Source organism: Paenibacillus wynnii, from assembly GCF_000757885.1.
Taxonomy (GTDB): domain Bacteria; phylum Bacillota; class Bacilli; order Paenibacillales; family Paenibacillaceae; genus Paenibacillus_AQ; species Paenibacillus_AQ wynnii.
On record NZ_JQCR01000002.1, the window covers coordinates 206,694 to 225,857 of the forward strand.

The following is a 19,164-nucleotide window of genomic DNA, read 5'->3' on the forward strand; positions in this document are numbered from 1 at the left end:
TAGATCACCCGCCATATTTACGTTTATCCTGAAGTTATCCTCACTACAAGGGTTAGAACGTCTGCATCGACTACCCCAAGATATGGAAGATGTTCATGACCGTACTCATAATAAACTATTCGCACTTCCGAAGCTGTGATTTTATTGATATGAGAAATAGGGTGAACAAAGTCGAATGGTATCGCTTACTCCTTTGATTCACAGTACTTTATACCTAATTCGCGGATAAGGAATACTGATGAACAATCATATAAAAAAAGCATAAACGAAGAAAACTCTCCGCTTAGGATAGTTTTCTGTTTATGCTCTTGGTTTTTAACGTGGGTATATTTTCCTATACAAATCTAAAAATTAGATTTTACCAATCTCGGCATCGTCTCCGACTTCTTCATGGGTATCGATCACATAATTGACGATTTCTTGAACAGTAGTGTAAGCAACACCCACATAAGTATCAGCCGCACCGTAGTATATAGCAATTTTTCCGGATTCAGCGTCATGCAGTGTAGCACAAGGGAAAATAACGTTATTCACAAATCCTCTTTCCTCGTACCACTCTTCAGGAGTTAACACGAAATTTTTGGAGCGGTATTTCACTTTGGAAGGCTCATCGAGGTCCAGAATGACCGCACCCATGCTGTACACGAGTCCGTTGCATGTTCCAGTTACACCGTGATAGAACATCAACCATCCTTCGGAAGTTTCGATTGGAGCCGGACCGCCCCCGATTTTAGTGCTTTGCCACCAGCCTTGACCGCCTTTGGTCATTACATGCCGATGCTTGCCCCAGTATACGAAATCAGGGCTCTCACTAAGGAATACGTCTCCGAATGGAGTGTGACCGCTATCACTTGGCCGGGACAGCATAACGAAGTTGCCATTTATTTTCTTAGGGAATAGAACGCCATTGCGGTTAAACGGCAGGAACGGATTCTCTAGGCTGGTAAAGGATTTAAAGTCTTGCGTTTTGGCAACGCCGATTGCAGCACCGTAGAAATCCGTACACCAGATGATATAAAAGGTGTCCTCTACCTTTACGAGTCGAGGATCATAGGCATAACGCGGTTGATAGGGATTCCCTGCTTCATCTACAAATTGAATGGGCTCATCATCAATTTTCCAGTCCAGTCCATCCACACTATATCCCATGCGCAGATGCGGGCGGGTTGTATTGTCTTCTACTCGAAATACACCAACAAAGCTACCTTCATGTGCGGCTACCGCACTGTTGAATATGCGAGCTACTCCTTTAGCCGGATTTCTCTTGATAACCGGGTTATCACTGTGTCTCCATAACGGGTTAACATGTCCTTCTGGCTTCTCCTGCCAAGGAACATTAGGTAGATTATTTCCAATCAACTTTACTTCTTTCATAGTAAGGTATGACTCCCTTCAATTTTAAAGTTCGGATGTTTCTATAAATACATTAGTCAAAAAAACTAACAAATACAATAACTTTTATATCACCGTCCCCAATTTTTTATATTAGAGATAATAGAAAATGATAACTTACAGTGAATATTGACAATAACATCGCTTACAAAACTATTATAAACCTATTTTTCATTGAAAACGATGGTTTTTATCGTTCATTCTAGTCTTCTTTTGTTATTTTTGTTTTATAATATGTATATGTTATTATTATTAATAATCACGAATCTTCACACTTAAATGCATTTTCCTCTTGAAATCAACGCCAAAAAAGTATATAACTAAATTGAAATGTTATTACTAAATAACAAATTAGTAATAACAATATAACAAAATTAACAATGGAAATAACGGCTCCTTGAACATCTCAGGTTTCACATTCACTTACAGAACAATGGGAGGTTGTCATGGTATTGAATAATGAGTATATCGGAGGCGTTACTTGGGGATTCGTGGGTAGACGGGGAACATGGAAGAACGATGCGGCTGAAAAGTCCATGGAATTAATGTCTTCAACTACAGGAGCCAACTGGACAGCTATCGCCTTCAGCGCTCTTCAGGCCACCCCTCAATCCACAGAAATACCTTACTGGGACAATCCAACCGTAACGGATGAGGAGGTTCATTGGGCGATATCCAAAGCCAAGTCATTGAACCTGAAGGTATGTCTTAAGCCGATAGTTAATTGTGCCGACGGAACCTGGCGGGCGCATATCAATTTTTTTGACAAGGATGTTCCTTGCGAGCCTAAATGGTCTCAATGGTTCAACTCATATCGAAACTTTATCCTCCATTATGCCGCTATAGCTGAAGAAACCGGCTGTGAGATGTTTTGTGTAGGCTGCGAGCTTGTTCAGTCGGATCGCCGTGACCAAGAATGGCGCACATTGATTGCTGAGGTTCGCAAGGTCTACACCGGAATCCTAACTTATAATTGCGACAAATATCAGGAGGATAATGTAACCTGGTGGGATGCTCTTGATGTGATTTCCTCCAGCGGATATTACCCCGAACATGACTGGGAAGCACATCTTAACCGGATTGAAGAGGTTGTAAAGACTCATGAGAAGCCGTTCTTCTTCATGGAAGCAGGATGTCCAAGCCGAACGGGAAGTGCTGCAATCCCTAATGATTGGTCACTTCCGGGAGAGCCCAGTCAAGAAGAGCAAAGCCGTTTCTACCAGGCCATGTTCACTCATTGCAAGTCTAGAAAATGGGTTCAAGGCTTTATGTTATGGGATTGGCCGGCCCGTCTATACCCTGCAGAAGAAGGACCCCAGAACGATGATTACTGTATGTATGGCAAAGAAGCAGCGGATATCATCAAGAAATATTACACCGAACTAATTCTGTATTATCAGGGAGTGAACGAGAATAATGAGTAACAAACGGGTGGAGTGGTTGTCGCAACTGGAACACGAACTCAAAGAGAATATTCTAAGCTTCTGGATCCAACATACCATAGACGAGAAAAATGGCGGTTTCCTGGGAGAAATCGACTCAAAGATGAATGTTATTGCCAACGCCCGGAAAAGTCTAGTGCTGAACGCCCGGATTCTTTGGACATTTGCGAGCGCTTACCGAGTCTATGGTCAACCTGAATATTTAACCATGGCAGACCGTGCCTATGCGTATTTGCAAAGCTTCTTCACCGACAAGGAGTATGACGGACTATATTGGATGGTTGATGCTGAAGGCCAGCCTTCAGAGGACAAAAAGCAGGTCTATGGGCAAGCCTTTGTTATCTACGCTTTAGCCGAATATTACCGGGCAACTCCGTCTCCAGAGGTATTGGAGAAAGCCATCGGGCTGTTTCATATTCTTGAGAAATACAGTTATGATTCCCGCAATAAAGGGTATATTGAAGCTTTGTCCCGCGAATGGCAAATGACTGACAACTTAACCTTAAGCAGTAAGGATATGAATGAGAAGAAATCGATGAACACACATCTGCATGTATTGGAAGCCTATACGGGGCTTTATAGAGTCTGGAAATCGGAGCTTCTGCATCATAAACTATCCGAACTAATTGAGACTATGCTGGATCATATTATCGATCAGGACGGAAAGCACTTCCATCTATTCCTAGATGAGGAATGGAATGTTAAGTCTGACCGAATTTCCTACGGCCATGACATTGAGGGTAGCTGGCTGCTCGTAGAAGCTGCGGAAGTTCTGGGAGATCAAGCCCTTCTACAACGTGTAAAAGACGTAGCTGTTTCCATGGCCGAAGCCGTTCTTGCCGAGGGTATCGCTGAAGATCATGGGATTTGGAATGAAGCGGATGCTAACGGTCTTGTGAGCAGGGATAAAGACTGGTGGCCGCAGGCCGAAGCTGTAGTCGGTTTCTACAATGCTTACCAATTAACAGGGGATACAAAGTATGAAGATGCAGCATTTGGAACCTGGAGATTTATTGATAAGTACATCGTAGATCATGAACAGGGTGAATGGCACTGGGGTGTGGATGAGAACCTTCAACCTCTTGCTCATGAGCCTAAAGTAAGTGCTTGGAAATGTCCTTATCATAACAGCAGAGCCTGCTTCGAAATGATCGAACGACTCAAATTAATCACAAAGGAGCACTAATTATGAATTCATTATTCGAGGAACGCAAACAACAATTAACAGCACGTTATGAGGAACTGATCGGTCGCCACAACGAGAAGCTTCCTTACGGAAACGGCATCTATGACCGCTATCGTTACCCTCTACTCACTGCTGAACATGCTCCATTGATCTGGCGTTATGACTTTAATCCAGATACTAACCCCTATTTCGCTGAAAGAATTGGAGTCAACGGAATATTTAATCCCGGTGCTATTGAATTAGACGGAAAATTCTATATTGTAGCTCGTGCTGAGGGCGTTGACCGCAAATCATTTTTTGCGGTAGCTGAAAGTGACAGCGGCGTAGATGGATTCCGCTTCTGGGATCACCCGGTCGTAATGCCGGAGACCGAAGATCCGGATGTGAATGTCTATGATATGAGACTTGTAAAACATGCGGACGGCTGGATCTATGGATTATTCTGCACAGAGCGTAAAGATCCGGATGCACCGCACGGTGATCTCTCCAGTGCTGTTGCCCAGTGCGGAATCGCCCGGACTAAGGATCTGAAATCTTGGGAACGGTTGGCTGATCTGAAGACTGGCTCCGCGCAGCAGCGTAACGTGGTCCTGCACCCAGAATTCATTGACGGCAAATACGCATTCTATACCCGTCCACAGGACGGCTTCATCGATGCAGGCTCCGGCGGCGGTATTGGTTGGGGATTGTCTGATACCATTGTGAATGCAGTAATCACCGAAGAGACTATTATGGATCAACGCTACTACCACACCATTAAAGAAGTGAAGAACGGGCAAGGACCTGCTCCAATCAAAACCTCACGCGGCTGGCTGCATATCGCTCACGGTGTACGGAATACGGCTGCAGGGCTGAGATACGTGCTCTACGCTTTCCTGTCTGATTTAAATGAGCCTAACAAAGTGACATATGCTCCAGGTGGGCACTTCATTGCTCCGGAGGGTGAAGAACGTGTAGGAGACGTATCCAACGTGGTATTCTGTAATGGGGTAATCGCACGAGATAATGGAGACATCTATATCTATTACGCTTCCTCAGACACACGTATTCATGTAGCCACTACTACTGTGGACCAAATGCTCGATTATGTAATGAACACCCCTGAAGACCCGCTCCGTTCTTACGCTTCAGTTCAACAGCGGATTAGCTTGATCGACCGCAACCTTGAGTTGAAATAGGTTATTATACAAAAGGCGTTTACCACCAGCTAAGAATCATACTGGTGGTAAACGCCTTTTTGTGCGCGGTCTCTTTTAGACAGAGTTGGATTCCACATTCATTTCTTTAGATGGTACGGCACTGTAGTAATAATCACATCTCTCCGCCGCAACAAATGAGCACGAATGAACAGGCTGGTTTGATTATGAAGGATATTGTGCCAACCTTTCTTAGGAATAAATTGGGGGATTATAACCGTTACCTGATAGTTGGATTCACTCGCCTTACGTTGGACGGTATCAATAAATTTAGTCAAGGGTTGAAGAATGCTTCTATAGGGTGAATGCAGGGTGACCAATCTTACTCCGGGCTGCCACTTTTTCCATTTGGCTTCAAATATAGCTTCATCTTCTCTTTCGAAAGGAACATAGACGGCAATAATATGTTGGGCCGATAATGATTTGGCATAGTTTAAAGAGTAATCTACAACATGCGTGATGCCCGCTACAGGAACAATAATTACATTCCCTTCTATGGGTATAGACGGCTCGCAAGTGGTTATTCTCAATTGGTCAGCTACCGCATCATAATGCTTTCTAATTCTAAAAAACAGCCATAATATAAGGGGAATAAAAATTAAGACAGGCCAGACCTGTAAGAACTTGGTTAAGAAGAACATGACGGTGACGATAAAGCTAATCAAAGCACCCGTCGAGTTAATCAAGAACTTGGGAAGCCAGCCTTTAGGTTTTTGGCGAATCCATTTCAACATCATACCCGTTTGCGAAAGCGTAAATGGGATAAACACCCCTACTGCATAAAGAGGAATTAGATGCTCGGTCTGCCCTTTAAAAGCCAAAATCAAAAGTATAGACAACAAACCCAGAATAATGATCCCATTGGAATACCCCAGCCGATCTCCACGAACCGTAAACATTCTAGGGATATACTTATCCTTAGCGAGATTAACTGCAAGTAAAGGGAAAGCCGAATAGCCTGTGTTAGCAGCCAGGATTAAGATCAAGGCTGTTGTCCCCTGAATGAAGTAATACATAAAGTTCCGTCCAAATATCTGCTCCGAGATTTCGGAGACGACGGTAACGTTTTCCTGAGGACTAATTCCGTAATAATACGCTAAAAATACGATGCCCGTAAATAACAAAGCAAGCAGTGTCCCCATGGCAACCAACGTTTTTGCCGCATTATTAGGAGCAGGTGATTTAAAGTTGGGAATTGCGTTCGATATGGCTTCTACACCTGTTAATGCGGAGCTTCCCGAGGCGAATGCCCTAAGAAGAAGGAATAAGCTGATTCCCGCCACGGGGGTTCCGATAGGGGTATGTAATTCCGGTGGAACATTTCCCATAAATATATTAAAAATACCTACAGCGATTAGAAGGAACAAAGCTAAAACGAATAAATAAACCGGGTAAGCTAATATGGATGCAGACTCCGTTACGCCTCTTAAATTTAAGGTGGTAATAAATATTACAAAAAAGACGGCAATGATAACATTATACGAATGTAAGCTTGGAAAAGCCGATGTGATGGCATCCGACCCAGCAGACACACTTACTGCCACGGTTAGAATATAATCAACCAACAGTGAGCCTCCAGCGATTAAACCCGGGAATAAACCCAAATTTTCCTTAGAGACAACATAAGCCCCTCCTCCATGAGGATAGGCAAAAATAATTTGCCTGTAAGATAAAATAAGCGCTATTAATAAAACTAATACTCCAATCGCGATCGGCATGGAATACCAAAATGCTGCGGCACTAACTGTGATTAATACAATTAATATTTGCTCCGGTCCATAGGCTACTGAAGATAAGGCATCTGAAGAAAGAATGGCAAGCGCTTTTTTCTTATTCAATTTTTGCTCGCCCAACTCCGTTGATTTTAACGGTCTCCCGATCAAGAATTTCTTTAGAGAAGAATACATCTTCATTCACCGCCACATTTTTTATCTTATATTACCCTGCAAATAAATTATTAACCTCAAAGGCCAGGATGTAATACTGGATATAAAATGCGTGATTTATGAATTAATATTCTTCCATGAAAAAGTCTTCTAACGTTTAGGCTCATCGACAGAATCACGGTGAACGATATCTGCAGTAATTAAGATTTTTTCCAGGGGGGCAGTCGAATTATGGATACGGGCCAGAAGCTTCTCCACCGCTGCCCTCCCCATAGCTTCTTTAGGTACATGCACTGTAGTTAGCGGGGGGATTCCCCGTGATGCATCCTCAATATTATCGAAGCCGGTAACAGATAGATCCCCTGGAACTTGTACGCCCTCTTCTCTAAGTGCATCACTCACGGTAAGTGCAATGAAATCATTAGCACACAAAATAGCTGTTGGAAGTGATTGGTCCTTCTTCCTTTTGGCTACCCAGCTTTTAAACTCTTCCTTGAACGTTCCGTCATCCATACCTTCAAGGAACAGCATAGTATCATCCTGTAAGGGAGACTTTACTCCATTCTCCTCAAGCGCACTGCGGAATCCGATCCAACGGTCCCTAAAGCTGCGCGAGTAGCGGATATTCCCGATAAAATGGATCTGAGTATGACCTATACCCATCAGATGATTCGTTAACCTGGTCATGGAATCGACATTATTAGCAAATACAGTATCACTTGGAATCAACGGATCTTCATGATCAATCAGTACCATGGGCAGTCCAATTCGGTGAACCTCGAGCAATAACGATGTGGAAATTTGGCCTACGCCAACCAGCCCAAGAATACCACTCGGGTTAAGAATATTAATAAAATTATCCGCACGATGCTCGGATACGATCACCATACCCAAACCTTCACTGTCGAGTGCTAATGCAATACCGTCCACAATCTTCCCCCAATACAGGGAATCCTGTGTCTGTGAACGAATGTTAGGCATCAGTACAAGCACAGACTGTTTATTACGATCACTATTGGGCAGGGAAGGTGTACGTTTAATCCCTTGTACATAAGCATTTTTTTGTGTGAAATAACCCAGCTGTGAGGCTGCCTGTATGACCCTCTCTCTTGTTGTTTCATTAACTCCTTCTTTCCCTGAAAGGGATTTGGAGACTACGAACTTAGACACCCCTAAATGATCGGCTATTTTTTGCATCGTAATTTTCTTGGCCATGATTAAGAACCTCCATAAATATGCTAACTTTTTAGGATAATATAACAAATACCTAACAAAAATTATTATACGTCTATCGATGCTATTACACAACAAGAAGAAAGTAGCTGTACACAAAGAAAAGCTAATACATCCATACATAGAGAAACCGCTACTTCACGAGGGAAGCAGCGGTCTCTTGCGACGATCTTAAAATTTATTTGACCTACTAGATAGTGAACAACGACAACTTTTCTTTCAATTGGCTGGAAGCAGTCTCCAACTTACCAGAAAGCGTTACAAGATGAACACTAACACTTTGCTGTTCGCTGCTCAGTGAAGCCACCTCTTGAGAAGTTGCAGAAGATTCTTCGGCTACTGCGCTGACATTGCCCATGGCCTCTGATAATACGCCCTGGGAGTGATTCAGACTGTTAATAGATTCCGTTACCGACTCCAAACTTGTAATGAAATCATTCATCTGCCCTTGAACCGATACAAAGATATCACTCGTACTCTTCACCGAGCTCATTTGTTCCTTGAAGAGCGGAGCCACTTCAGATAATACAGAGACCGTTTCATTCATTTCAGCCATAATCTTATCCGTAATACCAGCTACCAGAGCAATGGATTGCTTCGACTGGTCCGCAAGCTGTCGAACTTCTCCTGCAACGACCATAAAGCCTCGACCTGCTTCACCTGCACGTGCTGCCTCAATAGTTGCATTCAGCGATAAGATATTCGTCTGTTGCGTGATGTTCTTCATTACATCCAGAACCTTGATTACAGAGAACACAGTCTCTTTCAGGTTATTCACTCTTTCTACCAGAGCACCTGTCATTTCACCGGTACGACTTGTTTGTTCCAGCAAGCCCTTAAGCTGCTTTGCTCCCTGCTCACTGGCTTCTCCAACGCCACGAGCCGCTGCATCCATCTCTTGGTTAGCAGATACGACGGTTACCATCTGCGATGAAATCAACTCGGTTAGATCACTGCCCCGTTCTGCCTCTAATGCTAGACTTCCGGCACCTCCGGCAATTTCCTCAGTAGCTGCTGCAATTTCCTTTGCAGACACAGCTGTCTTACGTGAAGCCTCTCCCAGTTCGCCTGCCGTCTCCAATACTTCACGGGCGGTCTCCGTTGTTTGAGCAACCAAATCCGTAATACGTTCCATCATGATATTAAAGGATGCAGACAGCTGGCCGATTTCATCATGAGAAACATATTCTGTACGAACACTTAAGTCTCCCTTAGCCCCCTCAACCATTAAGTCCTTCAAACGAGCTAAAGGACGGGCAATCATACGAACCATCCACATTCCCAGCAGAACCGCTAACAGAGCTGCAGCTCCCGCTGCTAAATACGTTGTTACAAGGATAGGTTTAGCTGCCTTAACAAGTTCACCCGTCGGAACTATGCCGGACAACTTCCAATCGGCCGTTGACATCGGATTATATACAGCTAGTAAGTCCTTACCGTCAGAGCCGGTGGTTTCTTGGCTGTTACTCTGGGTTTTGCTCTCTTTAATAAATCCAAACTCTGATGGCTTACCGTCATCTTCCTTTGCACTGGAAGCAACCACGGTTCCATCCGCAGTAACAAGCTGAACTCGGGAGCCTTCACCCAATTTAACACTATTAAAGGCATCTTCAAGCATTTTATTTTTCAATTCAAACAAGACTACATAACCTGTGCTGTCACCCAAGTTTTTGAGGGATCGCACCATGGCGATATTGGTTCCGCCTTTTCCTTCAACGGCTGTTGAGAACCAAAAATTAGGAGAACCTTTGCCTTCCTTAGTATAATAAGGTTTATATTCCTGTGTATTCGCTACAACCTTCTTATACCATTCCTGATCTCTCACACCCTCGAGGGCTAGTCCTGAACTGCCACTCGTAATAATATCAAGATCCGGCTTTTCCGGAATAAAGGATACACTCACGAAATTCGAATCCGAGGTTGTTTGGCTCGAAAGTTTCTTGCTAATGCTATTCGTAGCTACAAAACTTTCGTAGTAGGTCTTCGAACTCTGCATGGCTGTCAGATCACTTTGAATCTGAGGATCAAAAAACAGCTGAATAGACAGGTTTTCATATTGTTTAAGTATAATATCAAGCTTCTCAGATGTTTGTATAACGGTCTGGCGGTTAGCCTCTGACACATTATCCTTGATCGTGTTCTTCGCTTTAGTATAAGACAATAACCCCAATGCTAGCACTACGACAACTATACTGGATAAAAAGATCAAAAACAGTTTCACTCCTACAGACTTAATAGGGTTGACCTTTCTCACTTGTCTTGCTGAACCGTGCATAACCCCTTTAAAGCTGAATCCAGAGGGAATTCTTTTGTTGCCTTGAGTAGTCTTACCGCTATCTGTCTCTGTTTTCTGTGTAATCAACGACTTCCCCTTAATTCCCACTCTCATCCTTCTTTCTTTCCGCTTTTCCTTCTTACTCTCCTTTTGTGGAGTCCCCATTAACATTCACCTACCAGTTGGATTATAAGCTATATGTAAGCGTAATCTATGTATTATATATCGGCAGAGTTAGAGTTTCATGTTAGAAATTTTATATTTTTGTGATAAATTTTTATATTTTTCTCTCATTTCCGCCATTTTTTTATATATAAAAAAATGGGCCTCCCTCTAACAAGGAAAAGCCCCACTTTTAATGTTTTATTTAATATTCTTTTTCTTCCGCATCATATCGAAGTAAGCTATAGGCTGATCCACTTTCATACGAACAGCCTGCAACGGATGACGTGCTGCATCAAGAGGATTTCCGTCTGTATCCCATAGTTCTCCTACCGTTTGTTTGAAGAAGGTATTATCTGGGCCAAAAAACTCCACTTCTTGCCCTGGCTTGAAGTGATTCCGTTGTTGTATCAGGGCAGTGCCAGTCTCAGCGTCGTATTCAATCACCAATCCGGCAAAATCATAAGGGGCAGCCTTTTCCTCCGGCTCATAAATATGATCCTCATGGTCAGGTGTATCATAGAAAAAGCCTGTATTAAGCGGACGGTTAGCCGCTTTATTAAGCTCCTCGAGCCATTCAGGATTCAGTACATAATGCTCGGGATCTGCCATATAAGCATCGATAGCCTTACGGTAGGCATTAACCACTGTGGCCACGTAATGAATGGACTTCATTCGCCCTTCAATTTTGAAGCTGTCAATTCCTGCCTCAATGAGATCCGGAATACTCTCCAGCATGCATAGGTCTTTGGAGCCCATGGAGAATGGATTGTCCTCCGATTGATGCAGAGGAAGCTGAGTTACTCCGGGCTGCAAGAGTTCAGGCGATACCTGATTCCCCGCCTCTTCCTCGGATACCCAGGTACCCTCTGGGCGGTCGTCCTGGAATAAATCATATTTCCAGCGGCAGGATTGGCAGCAACCTCCGCGATTGGAGTCCCGGTCTGTGAAATGGTTTGATAGAACACAGCGTCCAGAGTAAGACGAACACATCGCTCCGTGGATGAACGTCTCAATTTCGATGTCGACATGATTTTTAATCTCCGCTATCTCTTCAAGACTGGTCTCCCGTCCTAATACAACTCGAGGAAGTCCCTCTTCCTTCCAGAAGGATACGGCTTGCCAGTTCAGTGTTGATTGTTGGGTACTCAGATGAACTTCAAGTCCAGGTACCAGACGGCGGGCAGTATCCACGATGGCCGGATCTGCCACGATAATCGCTGAAATCCCTACTTCATATAAATTACGCAGGTATTCTTCAATACCGGCGACATCTTCGTTGTGAGCATAAATGTTGGCAGCCACAAACACCTTGGCACCATACTTCTTTGCAAATTCTACACCCTCGCGCATTTCTTCGAAGCTGAAATTATCCGCACCCGAACGAAGGCCATATTTCTGCCCTCCGATATATACTGCATCCGCACCATAATGCACGGCGAATTTCAATTTTTCCAAATTGCCTGCCGGAGCAAGGAGCTCCGGTTTGTCCAGGCGATAACGTTTGCCCTTATGCTGCGGCTTTGCCATGGTTTCCATTCCTTTTCTCCTCTCGCTGTTAACCTGTATCATAATTTTAGAATACTTGCTCTTTATAGAAAAATCCGAAAGACAGCTCCCGTTCCGGTTCCTGCAGATGTTTGATTGGGTTCAACCAATTCTCACGAAAGGCATAAGCGGCGGGATTAGCTATATACAAGTCTATAGCGTGACGATAGGCTTTGACTACCGCTACATTGTAGGCAATAGGCTTGAATAAGCCTTCTATCTTGAAGCTGTCCACGCCAGCCCCCATCAGTACATGCAGATCCTCCAATATACAAATATCGTTCGAACTCATAATATGGGTACCGTTCTCATCCTCATAGATCGGGAACTTCTCATTCTGACGTTCGGACTCAATCAGGAACAGACCGCGGTCCTTACCCAGACTTCCGCCGTCACTTGGTCGGCCTTGATGAGACATATAGCTCTCAACCAATTTGCGTTTGGAGTGATATATGTTGGTCATGCCATGGACTTGAACCTGTGCCTCCACTTCCAGAAGCGGCATCATCTCCGTCATTTCCTCCATATTCAATTCACGGGCGAGGACCACCCGGGACGCACCCTTGCTTCCCCAATAATTAGCTGTAGCGTAATTAGTAGAGGTCATCTCCGCATTCCAGTGCAGATTCAAGCCGGGGGCTTCCTTTTTCACGGTCATCAGCACAGCTGGATCTCCGAATTCAATGCCATCCACTCCGAGTTCAGCAATAGCTTTGACATAGGCTGGGAGCTCGTCCAACAGGCGGTTAGGCATTAAGCCGCCTAAGCCGGCATATATTTTGCAGCCTCGTGCATGAGCCATAGCTACAACAGCTTCCGTATCTTTCAAGGAAAAATGTCCGGCCAGTCTCATGCCGAAACGGTCATCTCCGATCAGCAAAGCATCTGCCCCGGCATCCAGCAGCGCAGCCGCTTCTTCCAAGGAAGCTGCCGTCGCCAGTAGCTCCGGTTTCTTATTCATGGTTTATCCTCCTATGGCGTATTCTGTTTCCTGCGCCACTCTTTTATTTTAATAGATTATTTAGCAGATTTATTACTTTTTTGAATATTGGCTAAATGTTCCTTGTACGTCTTAGCAAATAAATGGGCTTGAGTGCCGTCTTTTTTTGTCACATAAAAGAAAAAGTCCGATGCTTCAGGCGAAAGGGCGGCCTCGATCGCGGCAAGTCCAGGATTACAAATAGGGCCCGGTGGCAATCCAACATTCCGGTACGTATTATAAGGGCTGTCTACTTCAAGATCTTTATTTAAAAGTCTTTCCTTTTGTTTGTCCAATAAATATTGAACGGTTGCATCGATCTCCAGCTTTTGTCCTTTTTCAAGCCGGTTATAGATAACTCCCGCCACAAGCGGACGTTCGCTATCTACCACGACCTCCCGCTCCACAAGCGAAGCCACCGTTAACAGCTCATGCAAAGACAATCCGCGCTCCTTCAGCTTTTGCTGCCAGTTCGGGATGGTATCCAGTTTCTTATTGAATTGGGCAAGCATCGCTTCCACCACTTCTTGAGCGGTGCTGTCTTTAACGATTTCATAGGTCTCAGGAAATAAATAACCCTCCAACCTGTGACGAATCCCTTTTTCGTTGGGAATGCCAAGGACATCAGTCTCTTTAAGTTCTGTACCCGTGTTCACTAAATCCAGAAAAACAGCTGAATCTATTTTCCAAGCTTCTTCAAGCTTGTCCACAACCTGCTCTGCGGTATATCCTTCAGGTATTGTAAAAACAACCGTTTCTTCCTTAAGCACATCTCCCGCGTTTAAGCGTGTTATGAGATTATCATAGGTATCTCCCGGTTTGGCACTGTAGGTCCCCGCCTTAAACTGGGAGCCTTCCTTCGTCCACTTCAAATATCCCTTAAAAAAAAGACTTTTACGAATAATTCCATTTTGCTCAAGAAGATCAGCAATTTCCGAACTTCCCATACCTTTTTCAATCGTAAATGTTACGGCGGGTCCCGCAGAACTTACAGGCTGCATCCCGTTCCAAATATACCATGCTCCGCCTCCAGCTGCTGCTACAAGCAGCAGAATCAAGATTAGCACAGTGCGGATTGCGGATTTCAAGGTTTCTCCTCACTTTCCGATTATAAATATAAAATTCTATTGTCTTAAATTCAACATTTATTTTTATAAGTTTCTAATAAAAACGAAAAAACATGAAATTGAAGCAAAAAGAGCGCGGAATTCTCCGCCCTCCTTTTGCAATCTGTACATGTAAGCTATTAGACTTGAGTTTACTCGAGATCTTCGCCTGGAAAGGTCATCTCATCATACAGCTCTGAAATATCTTCCCATTCTTCGTCGTCTACAATGCTCTCAAGTTCTGGCAACCCATCAGGGGAAACAACAATTCGCAATATTTCATGCTCTCCTGCTCCAGGACTTCCCAACACTGCATAACCACGGCCTTCGATCTCGAACTCGGCAATAATATCATAAACGGAAGATTTGCCTTGCTCGTCCTCCAGTTCTACTGCTTCTCCATATGCTTCTTTAAGCTTCGATGTCCATACCGCTTTATCGGCGGAAAAATCAGTCATTCTCCGCTCCTCCATCCAGTTCGTCGACAAGTGTATTGAAAGTCTCTTCGACAATCGCCCACTCCTCGTCATCCTCGATCATGAACAGCTGAAGATCGTCTCCTTCTTCCTCATAACGGAACGCATACACCTCATCGGTTTCTTCGTCCTCGGAATCAAGCGGAACAACCATCATGTATTTGGAATCCGAACCATCTACCTCGAATTTCATGATGACTTCAAATTCCTCTTCATTGCCCTCTTCATCGGGAATATAAATAATTTCCGGTTCTTCGTCTTGGCCTATTTGCTCGTTTGTCATTATGTTGCACCCCTCACCTTTTACTGTTAGCATCCAAAAAATTTTGCAAAATCAGGGCTGCGGCCATCTTGTCCACAAGCCCTTTGCGCTTCTTCCGGCTGACGTCCCCTTCAATCAGCACCCGCTCGGCGGATACTGTCGTCAGACGCTCATCCCAAAGGTGTACGGGCAATTCCAATTGCTCCCGCAGCTTGTCGGCGAATTCAATGCAAATTTCACCGCGGGGACCTACTGTACCATTCATATTCTTCGGGAGGCCAACTATTACCTCGCCTATTTCGTACTCTTTAACCAGTTGACGGATTCGTTCGAACTCATTTCCGTTACCACGGCGTTCAATGGTCTCCAAAGCTTGTGCAGTCCATCCAAAAATATCGCTTGTGGCTACACCGATTCTGCGATCACCGTAATCTAATCCCAGCTTTTTCATCATTGAGTGTCGTCCACCCGATTATTAGCGAGATAGAAGCGAACCAGTTCTTCGATCAACTCATCACGTTCTTTCCTCCGGACCAAACTTCTGGCATTGTTATGGCGCGGAATGTAGGCCGGATCTCCAGAAATCAGATACCCTACGATCTGGTTGATTGGATTATAATCTTTCTCCACCAGCGCGTCGTGTACAGAAAGTAGTATTTCCCGGGGAGAGGCTTCCTTTTCGTCGCCCTTCACATTAAATTTAACCGTTTTGTCCATGGAGTCCATTTGTGACACCTTCCTTCTGCAAAAACATCTATAAGATGGCCTCGCAAAGTTGCTACTATACAGCTTTCTTACTGTCCCATCATAACATATTCACTGCCTATCAGTGAAATCCTTCCAAGGTAATAACGCTTTTTTTGGCAATTTGTCTACAAAATACGCAAGAATTCGTTTTTTTAAGCCAAACATTCGTTAAATCTTACAAATGTTGGAGTCGTTCTAGGCTTGCGCAACTATAAGTTCTTCAGCCTTACGCAGTGCCTCTTCCAGCTTGGATGCATCCTTACCGCCAGCTTGCGCCATGTCAGGCCGTCCGCCGCCGCCGCCGCCGCACACCGCTGCAACTTCCTTCACCAGCTTACCTGCGTGTAGGCCCTTCTTGACCAACTCCTGCGGTACAGCTACAACAAAGTTCACCTTGTCATCCATGACAGCACCCAGAACAAGGACTGCATCAGGAAGCTTAGATTTCAATTCATCCGCTGTAGAACGAAGAGCATCAATGTTTCCGGCCTGAACCGAGACAGCTAACAATTGAATACCATTGCCTACAGTTTTCACCTGACTCGTAAGCTCAGCTGCAAAAGTAGCACTTAATTTGGATTGCAAAGACTCATTCTCCCGCGAAATCTCACGTACCTGAGCATGCAATGCTTCAATACGTTTGGGAACATCATTCAAAGACGACTTAAGCAGGCTTGCTGATTGTTTCAGTAAATCAAGCTGACTTTCTGTATATTGATACGCATATCTTCCGGTTACAGCCTCGATCCGACGAACACCGGAGCCGATTCCGCTCTCGCCAAGCAGCTTGAACACTCCGATTTGTGAAGTATTGGAGACATGGCATCCACCGCATAATTCCAGACTGTAATCACCAACCTGTACCACGCGAACGACATTGCCGTATTTCTCACCGAAGAGTGCCATTGCTCCCATCGCTTTAGCTTCATCAATTAATTTATTCTCAATCACTACATCAAGGCCACGCCAGATTTGTTCATTGACGCGGTGTTCAATCTCAGTTAATTCCTCCGGTGTAATTGCACCGAAATGCGAGAAGTCAAACCGCAAACGCGCTCCCTCAACAAGGGATCCCGCCTGATTCACATGTCCTCCAAGGACTTCCTTTAGTGCTTTATGCAGCAGGTGAGTTGCTGTATGATTCTTCACGATATCCTCACGTTGTGCACGGTTTACCTCTGCGCGAACCGTATCACCTACTATTAACTCCCCGGCTTCCACCGTCACAAGATGTACATGTTGTCCGTGCGGAGCCTTGAATAGTCCTTGTACCTTCGCGGTTACGGAACCGCCGGTGAGAATACCTGTGTCGCTAACTTGTCCGCCGCTTTCTGCGTAAAACGGTGTGGCTTCCAGAATGACCTGGCACTCTTTACCTTCGCCAACTCTGTCAGCAAGCACGCCGTCCACAACAATTGCAGCGATTTTTGACTCTATTATGGAGTCATTATAACCAACAAATTCACTTTTAACCGTTAAATCTGCTAAAGCACCGCCCTGAACTTTCATACTTCCGCTATCGTGGCGAGCGGCTCTGGCACGGTCGCGCTGTTCTTGCATAGCCGCATCAAAGCCCGCACGATCCACAGTCAAACCTTGCTCGGAGGCATAATCTTCCGTCAAATCGAACGGGAAGCCATAGGTATCATATAATTTAAAAGCATCGGCCCCTGCAATTGCGCTGAGTCCGTCAGCTTTTGCTTTGTTACTAATTTCACCCAGGATTGCCAGACCGTCTGAAAGCGTCTCATGGAAGCGCTCTTCCTCTGTACGGATAATCTTTGCAATGTACTCACGGTTCTCTACCACGGATGGGTAGTAAACACCCATAACTTCTCCGACAGTAGCGGTCAATTCATGCAGGAAAGGACGATCTAAGCCCAAGGTCTTTCCGTAACGTACAGCACGGCGTAGCAGACGGCGGATAATGTAACCTCGGCCTTCATTGGAAGGAAGGACGCCATCGCCCACCGCGAAGGTAACCGTACGGATATGGTCGGCAATAACCTTAAGTGCGATATCCTGCTCCAAACTGTCTTTATACTTCACACCGGCAAGCTGTGCCGTCTTTTGGATAATGGGTTGGAATAAATCGGTATCAAAGTTGGAATCTACATCTTGCAAGATGGAAGCAAATCGTTCAAGACCCGCACCTGTATCAATATTCTTATTCGGAAGCGGTGTGTAGCTGCCGTCTTTATTGTGATTGAATTGCGAGAAGACAAGGTTCCAGACTTCCAAGAAACGCTCGTTCTCTCCAGCTGGATTCACTTCTGGGTCAGATAAATCACCATATGCATCCCCGCGGTCATAGAAAATTTCTGAGCACGGACCGCATGGACCTTCGCCGATATCCCAAAAATTATCTTTATCCAGCTTGTATATACGCTCTGCTGGCAGGCCGATTTTTTCATTCCAGAGCTTGAACGCTTCTTCGTCTTCATGATAAACCGTTACGTACAAGCGCTCTGGATCGAAACCGATCCATTCTTTTCCCGTCAGGAATTCCCATGCCCAAGTAATAGCTTCCTCTTTGAAGTAATCACCAATGGAGAAGTTGCCGAGCATTTCAAAAAAAGTGTGGTGCCGGCGTGTTTTGCCCACGTTCTCAATATCATTGGTACGAATACATTTCTGCGAGTTGGTCAGACGCGGATTTTCCGGAATCTCCCGGCCGTCAAAATATGCCTTTAGCGGTGCCATGCCGGCATTGATCCATAACAGTGAAGGATCGTTATGGGGTACAAGGGAGGCACTGGGCTCCACTTTGTGACCTTTACTTTCAAAAAACTCAAGCCATTTGGAACGGATTTCACTTGCTTTCATAATATACAGCTCCCGTCTCATAGTTAATGCGGCACTTACGCCGAATTACAATTTTTCTCCATAAAATTTTAAAGAAAAATACAAAAAAACGCCCCTGAAATAGTTCAGGGACGATTATTATCGCGGTACCACCCTGGTTATCGCCTTGCTCGATTTGTTCGAACACTTGCAGACGATCGCCTTGTCGCGGCTGTTAACGGGAACCCCCCGGTGAGCTTGTTCTCACACTCCGAAATCAGCTTTCCGCCGTTTTGTCTTCAAGGTTCTCGCAGCCATTACGGACAGACCGTAAAGGAACCTATTCTCTGATCAAGCCATACCCCGGCGTACTTCATTTCATCAACGCTTTTTTTGCTTTGTATTTTAACATTTCAAGTATAGCCAGTGCCCTTATTTCTGTCAATCACAGACCGGAGTACTTACAACCCCTCCTCAGAAAAATCCACCG

The 19,164-nt window shown here is 44.7% G+C and carries 15 protein-coding genes; 3 read left to right on the plus strand and 12 right to left on the minus strand.

What is annotated here, in order from left to right; translation table 11 throughout:
• Nucleotides 1-351: 351 nt before the first annotated feature.
• Nucleotides 352-1,374, minus strand: coding sequence for a glycoside hydrolase family 130 protein (locus PWYN_RS03880; protein ID WP_036648738.1), 1,023 nt, complete (start codon nucleotides 1,372-1,374; stop codon nucleotides 352-354).
• Between the two features lie 464 nt (nucleotides 1,375-1,838).
• On the opposite strand from PWYN_RS03880, the gene PWYN_RS03885 reads away from it, so the two are divergent.
• Genes PWYN_RS03885 through PWYN_RS03895 form a run of 3 tightly spaced genes read left to right on the plus strand, consistent with a single transcriptional unit; the run spans nucleotide 1,839 to nucleotide 5,198 of the window.
• Nucleotides 1,839-2,816: a glycoside hydrolase family 113 gene (locus tag PWYN_RS03885; RefSeq protein WP_036648740.1), complete on the plus strand. Its 978-nt coding sequence runs from the start codon at nucleotides 1,839-1,841 to the stop codon at nucleotides 2,814-2,816.
• Nucleotides 2,809-4,020, plus strand: coding sequence for an AGE family epimerase/isomerase (locus PWYN_RS03890; protein WP_036648742.1), 1,212 nt, complete (start codon nucleotides 2,809-2,811; stop codon nucleotides 4,018-4,020). Before PWYN_RS03885 ends, PWYN_RS03890 begins: the two co-directional genes overlap by 8 nt.
• Nucleotides 4,021-4,022: 2 nt before the next feature.
• Nucleotides 4,023-5,198, plus strand: a complete 1,176-nt coding sequence (locus PWYN_RS03895) for a glycoside hydrolase family 130 protein (protein WP_036648744.1) — start codon at nucleotides 4,023-4,025, stop codon at nucleotides 5,196-5,198.
• Nucleotides 5,199-5,296: 98 nt separating this feature from the next.
• Here the strand turns inward: PWYN_RS03895 and PWYN_RS03900 are convergent, their stop codons facing one another.
• The 11 genes from PWYN_RS03900 to alaS all read right to left on the minus strand — a co-directional run bounded on the left by PWYN_RS03900 (nucleotide 5,297) and on the right by alaS (nucleotide 18,716).
• Nucleotides 5,297-7,123, minus strand: a complete 1,827-nt coding sequence (locus PWYN_RS03900) for an APC family permease (protein WP_036648747.1) — start codon at nucleotides 7,121-7,123, stop codon at nucleotides 5,297-5,299.
• A gap of 129 nt (nucleotides 7,124-7,252) precedes the next feature.
• Entirely contained in the window at nucleotides 7,253-8,317 is a 1,065-nt protein-coding gene (locus tag PWYN_RS03905) for a LacI family DNA-binding transcriptional regulator (RefSeq protein ID WP_036648749.1), read from the minus strand.
• Nucleotides 8,318-8,525: 208 nt separating this feature from the next.
• Nucleotides 8,526-10,775 (minus strand): methyl-accepting chemotaxis protein, encoded by a 2,250-nt coding sequence (locus PWYN_RS03910; protein WP_052087732.1) that lies wholly within the window; start codon nucleotides 10,773-10,775, stop codon nucleotides 8,526-8,528.
• A 198-nt stretch (nucleotides 10,776-10,973) separates the two neighbouring features.
• Complete coding sequence (locus PWYN_RS03915) at nucleotides 10,974-12,311, minus strand: peptidase U32 family protein (RefSeq protein WP_036648753.1); 1,338 nt, start codon at nucleotides 12,309-12,311, stop codon at nucleotides 10,974-10,976.
• Between the two features lie 37 nt (nucleotides 12,312-12,348).
• Nucleotides 12,349-13,281 carry a peptidase U32 family protein gene (locus PWYN_RS03920; protein ID WP_036648754.1) on the minus strand — a complete coding sequence of 311 codons (933 nt, stop codon included), beginning with the start codon at nucleotides 13,279-13,281 and terminating at the stop codon, nucleotides 12,349-12,351.
• Between the two features lie 56 nt (nucleotides 13,282-13,337).
• Nucleotides 13,338-14,387 (minus strand): endolytic transglycosylase MltG, encoded by a 1,050-nt coding sequence (gene mltG, locus PWYN_RS03925; protein ID WP_240479676.1) that lies wholly within the window; start codon nucleotides 14,385-14,387, stop codon nucleotides 13,338-13,340.
• A gap of 170 nt (nucleotides 14,388-14,557) precedes the next feature.
• Entirely contained in the window at nucleotides 14,558-14,863 is a 306-nt protein-coding gene (locus tag PWYN_RS03930) for a DUF1292 domain-containing protein (protein WP_036648757.1), read from the minus strand.
• A complete protein-coding gene (locus tag PWYN_RS03935; protein ID WP_036648760.1) occupies nucleotides 14,856-15,164 on the minus strand; it encodes a DUF1292 domain-containing protein in 309 nt (102 codons plus the stop codon). The genes PWYN_RS03930 and PWYN_RS03935 overlap by 8 nt, the downstream gene beginning before the upstream one ends.
• 13 nt (nucleotides 15,165-15,177) lie before the next feature.
• Nucleotides 15,178-15,594, minus strand: coding sequence for a Holliday junction resolvase RuvX (gene ruvX / locus PWYN_RS03940; protein ID WP_205622751.1), 417 nt, complete (start codon nucleotides 15,592-15,594; stop codon nucleotides 15,178-15,180).
• Nucleotides 15,594-15,869, minus strand: a complete 276-nt coding sequence (locus PWYN_RS03945) for an IreB family regulatory phosphoprotein (RefSeq protein WP_036648763.1) — start codon at nucleotides 15,867-15,869, stop codon at nucleotides 15,594-15,596. The genes ruvX and PWYN_RS03945 overlap by 1 nt, the downstream gene beginning before the upstream one ends.
• A 216-nt stretch (nucleotides 15,870-16,085) precedes the next feature.
• Nucleotides 16,086-18,716, minus strand: a complete 2,631-nt coding sequence (gene alaS / locus PWYN_RS03950; RefSeq protein WP_036648765.1) for an alanine--tRNA ligase — start codon at nucleotides 18,714-18,716, stop codon at nucleotides 16,086-16,088.
• Between the last annotated feature and the right edge of the window lie 448 nt (nucleotides 18,717-19,164).

Bases quoted from the DNA above. Each gene is read 5' to 3' on its own strand.
- PWYN_RS03880 (WP_036648738.1), bottom strand. From the start codon at position 1,374: ATGAAAGAAGTAAAGTTGATTGGAAATAATCTACCTAATGTTCCTTGG.
- PWYN_RS03885 (WP_036648740.1), top strand. From the start codon at position 1,839: ATGGTATTGAATAATGAGTATATCGGAGGCGTTACTTGGGGATTCGTG.
- PWYN_RS03890 (WP_036648742.1), top strand. From the start codon at position 2,809: ATGAGTAACAAACGGGTGGAGTGGTTGTCGCAACTGGAACACGAACTC.
- PWYN_RS03895 (WP_036648744.1), top strand. From the start codon at position 4,023: ATGAATTCATTATTCGAGGAACGCAAACAACAATTAACAGCACGTTAT.
- PWYN_RS03900 (WP_036648747.1), bottom strand. From the start codon at position 7,123: ATGTATTCTTCTCTAAAGAAATTCTTGATCGGGAGACCGTTAAAATCA.
- PWYN_RS03905 (WP_036648749.1), bottom strand. From the start codon at position 8,317: ATGGCCAAGAAAATTACGATGCAAAAAATAGCCGATCATTTAGGGGTG.
- PWYN_RS03910 (WP_052087732.1), bottom strand. From the start codon at position 10,775: ATGGGGACTCCACAAAAGGAGAGTAAGAAGGAAAAGCGGAAAGAAAGA.
- PWYN_RS03915 (WP_036648753.1), bottom strand. From the start codon at position 12,311: ATGGAAACCATGGCAAAGCCGCAGCATAAGGGCAAACGTTATCGCCTG.
- PWYN_RS03920 (WP_036648754.1), bottom strand. From the start codon at position 13,281: ATGAATAAGAAACCGGAGCTACTGGCGACGGCAGCTTCCTTGGAAGAA.
- PWYN_RS03930 (WP_036648757.1), bottom strand. From the start codon at position 14,863: ATGACTGATTTTTCCGCCGATAAAGCGGTATGGACATCGAAGCTTAAA.
- PWYN_RS03935 (WP_036648760.1), bottom strand. From the start codon at position 15,164: ATGACAAACGAGCAAATAGGCCAAGACGAAGAACCGGAAATTATTTAT.
- ruvX (WP_205622751.1), bottom strand. From the start codon at position 15,594: ATGAAAAAGCTGGGATTAGATTACGGTGATCGCAGAATCGGTGTAGCC.
- PWYN_RS03945 (WP_036648763.1), bottom strand. From the start codon at position 15,869: ATGGACTCCATGGACAAAACGGTTAAATTTAATGTGAAGGGCGACGAA.
- alaS (WP_036648765.1), bottom strand. From the start codon at position 18,716: ATGAAAGCAAGTGAAATCCGTTCCAAATGGCTTGAGTTTTTTGAAAGT.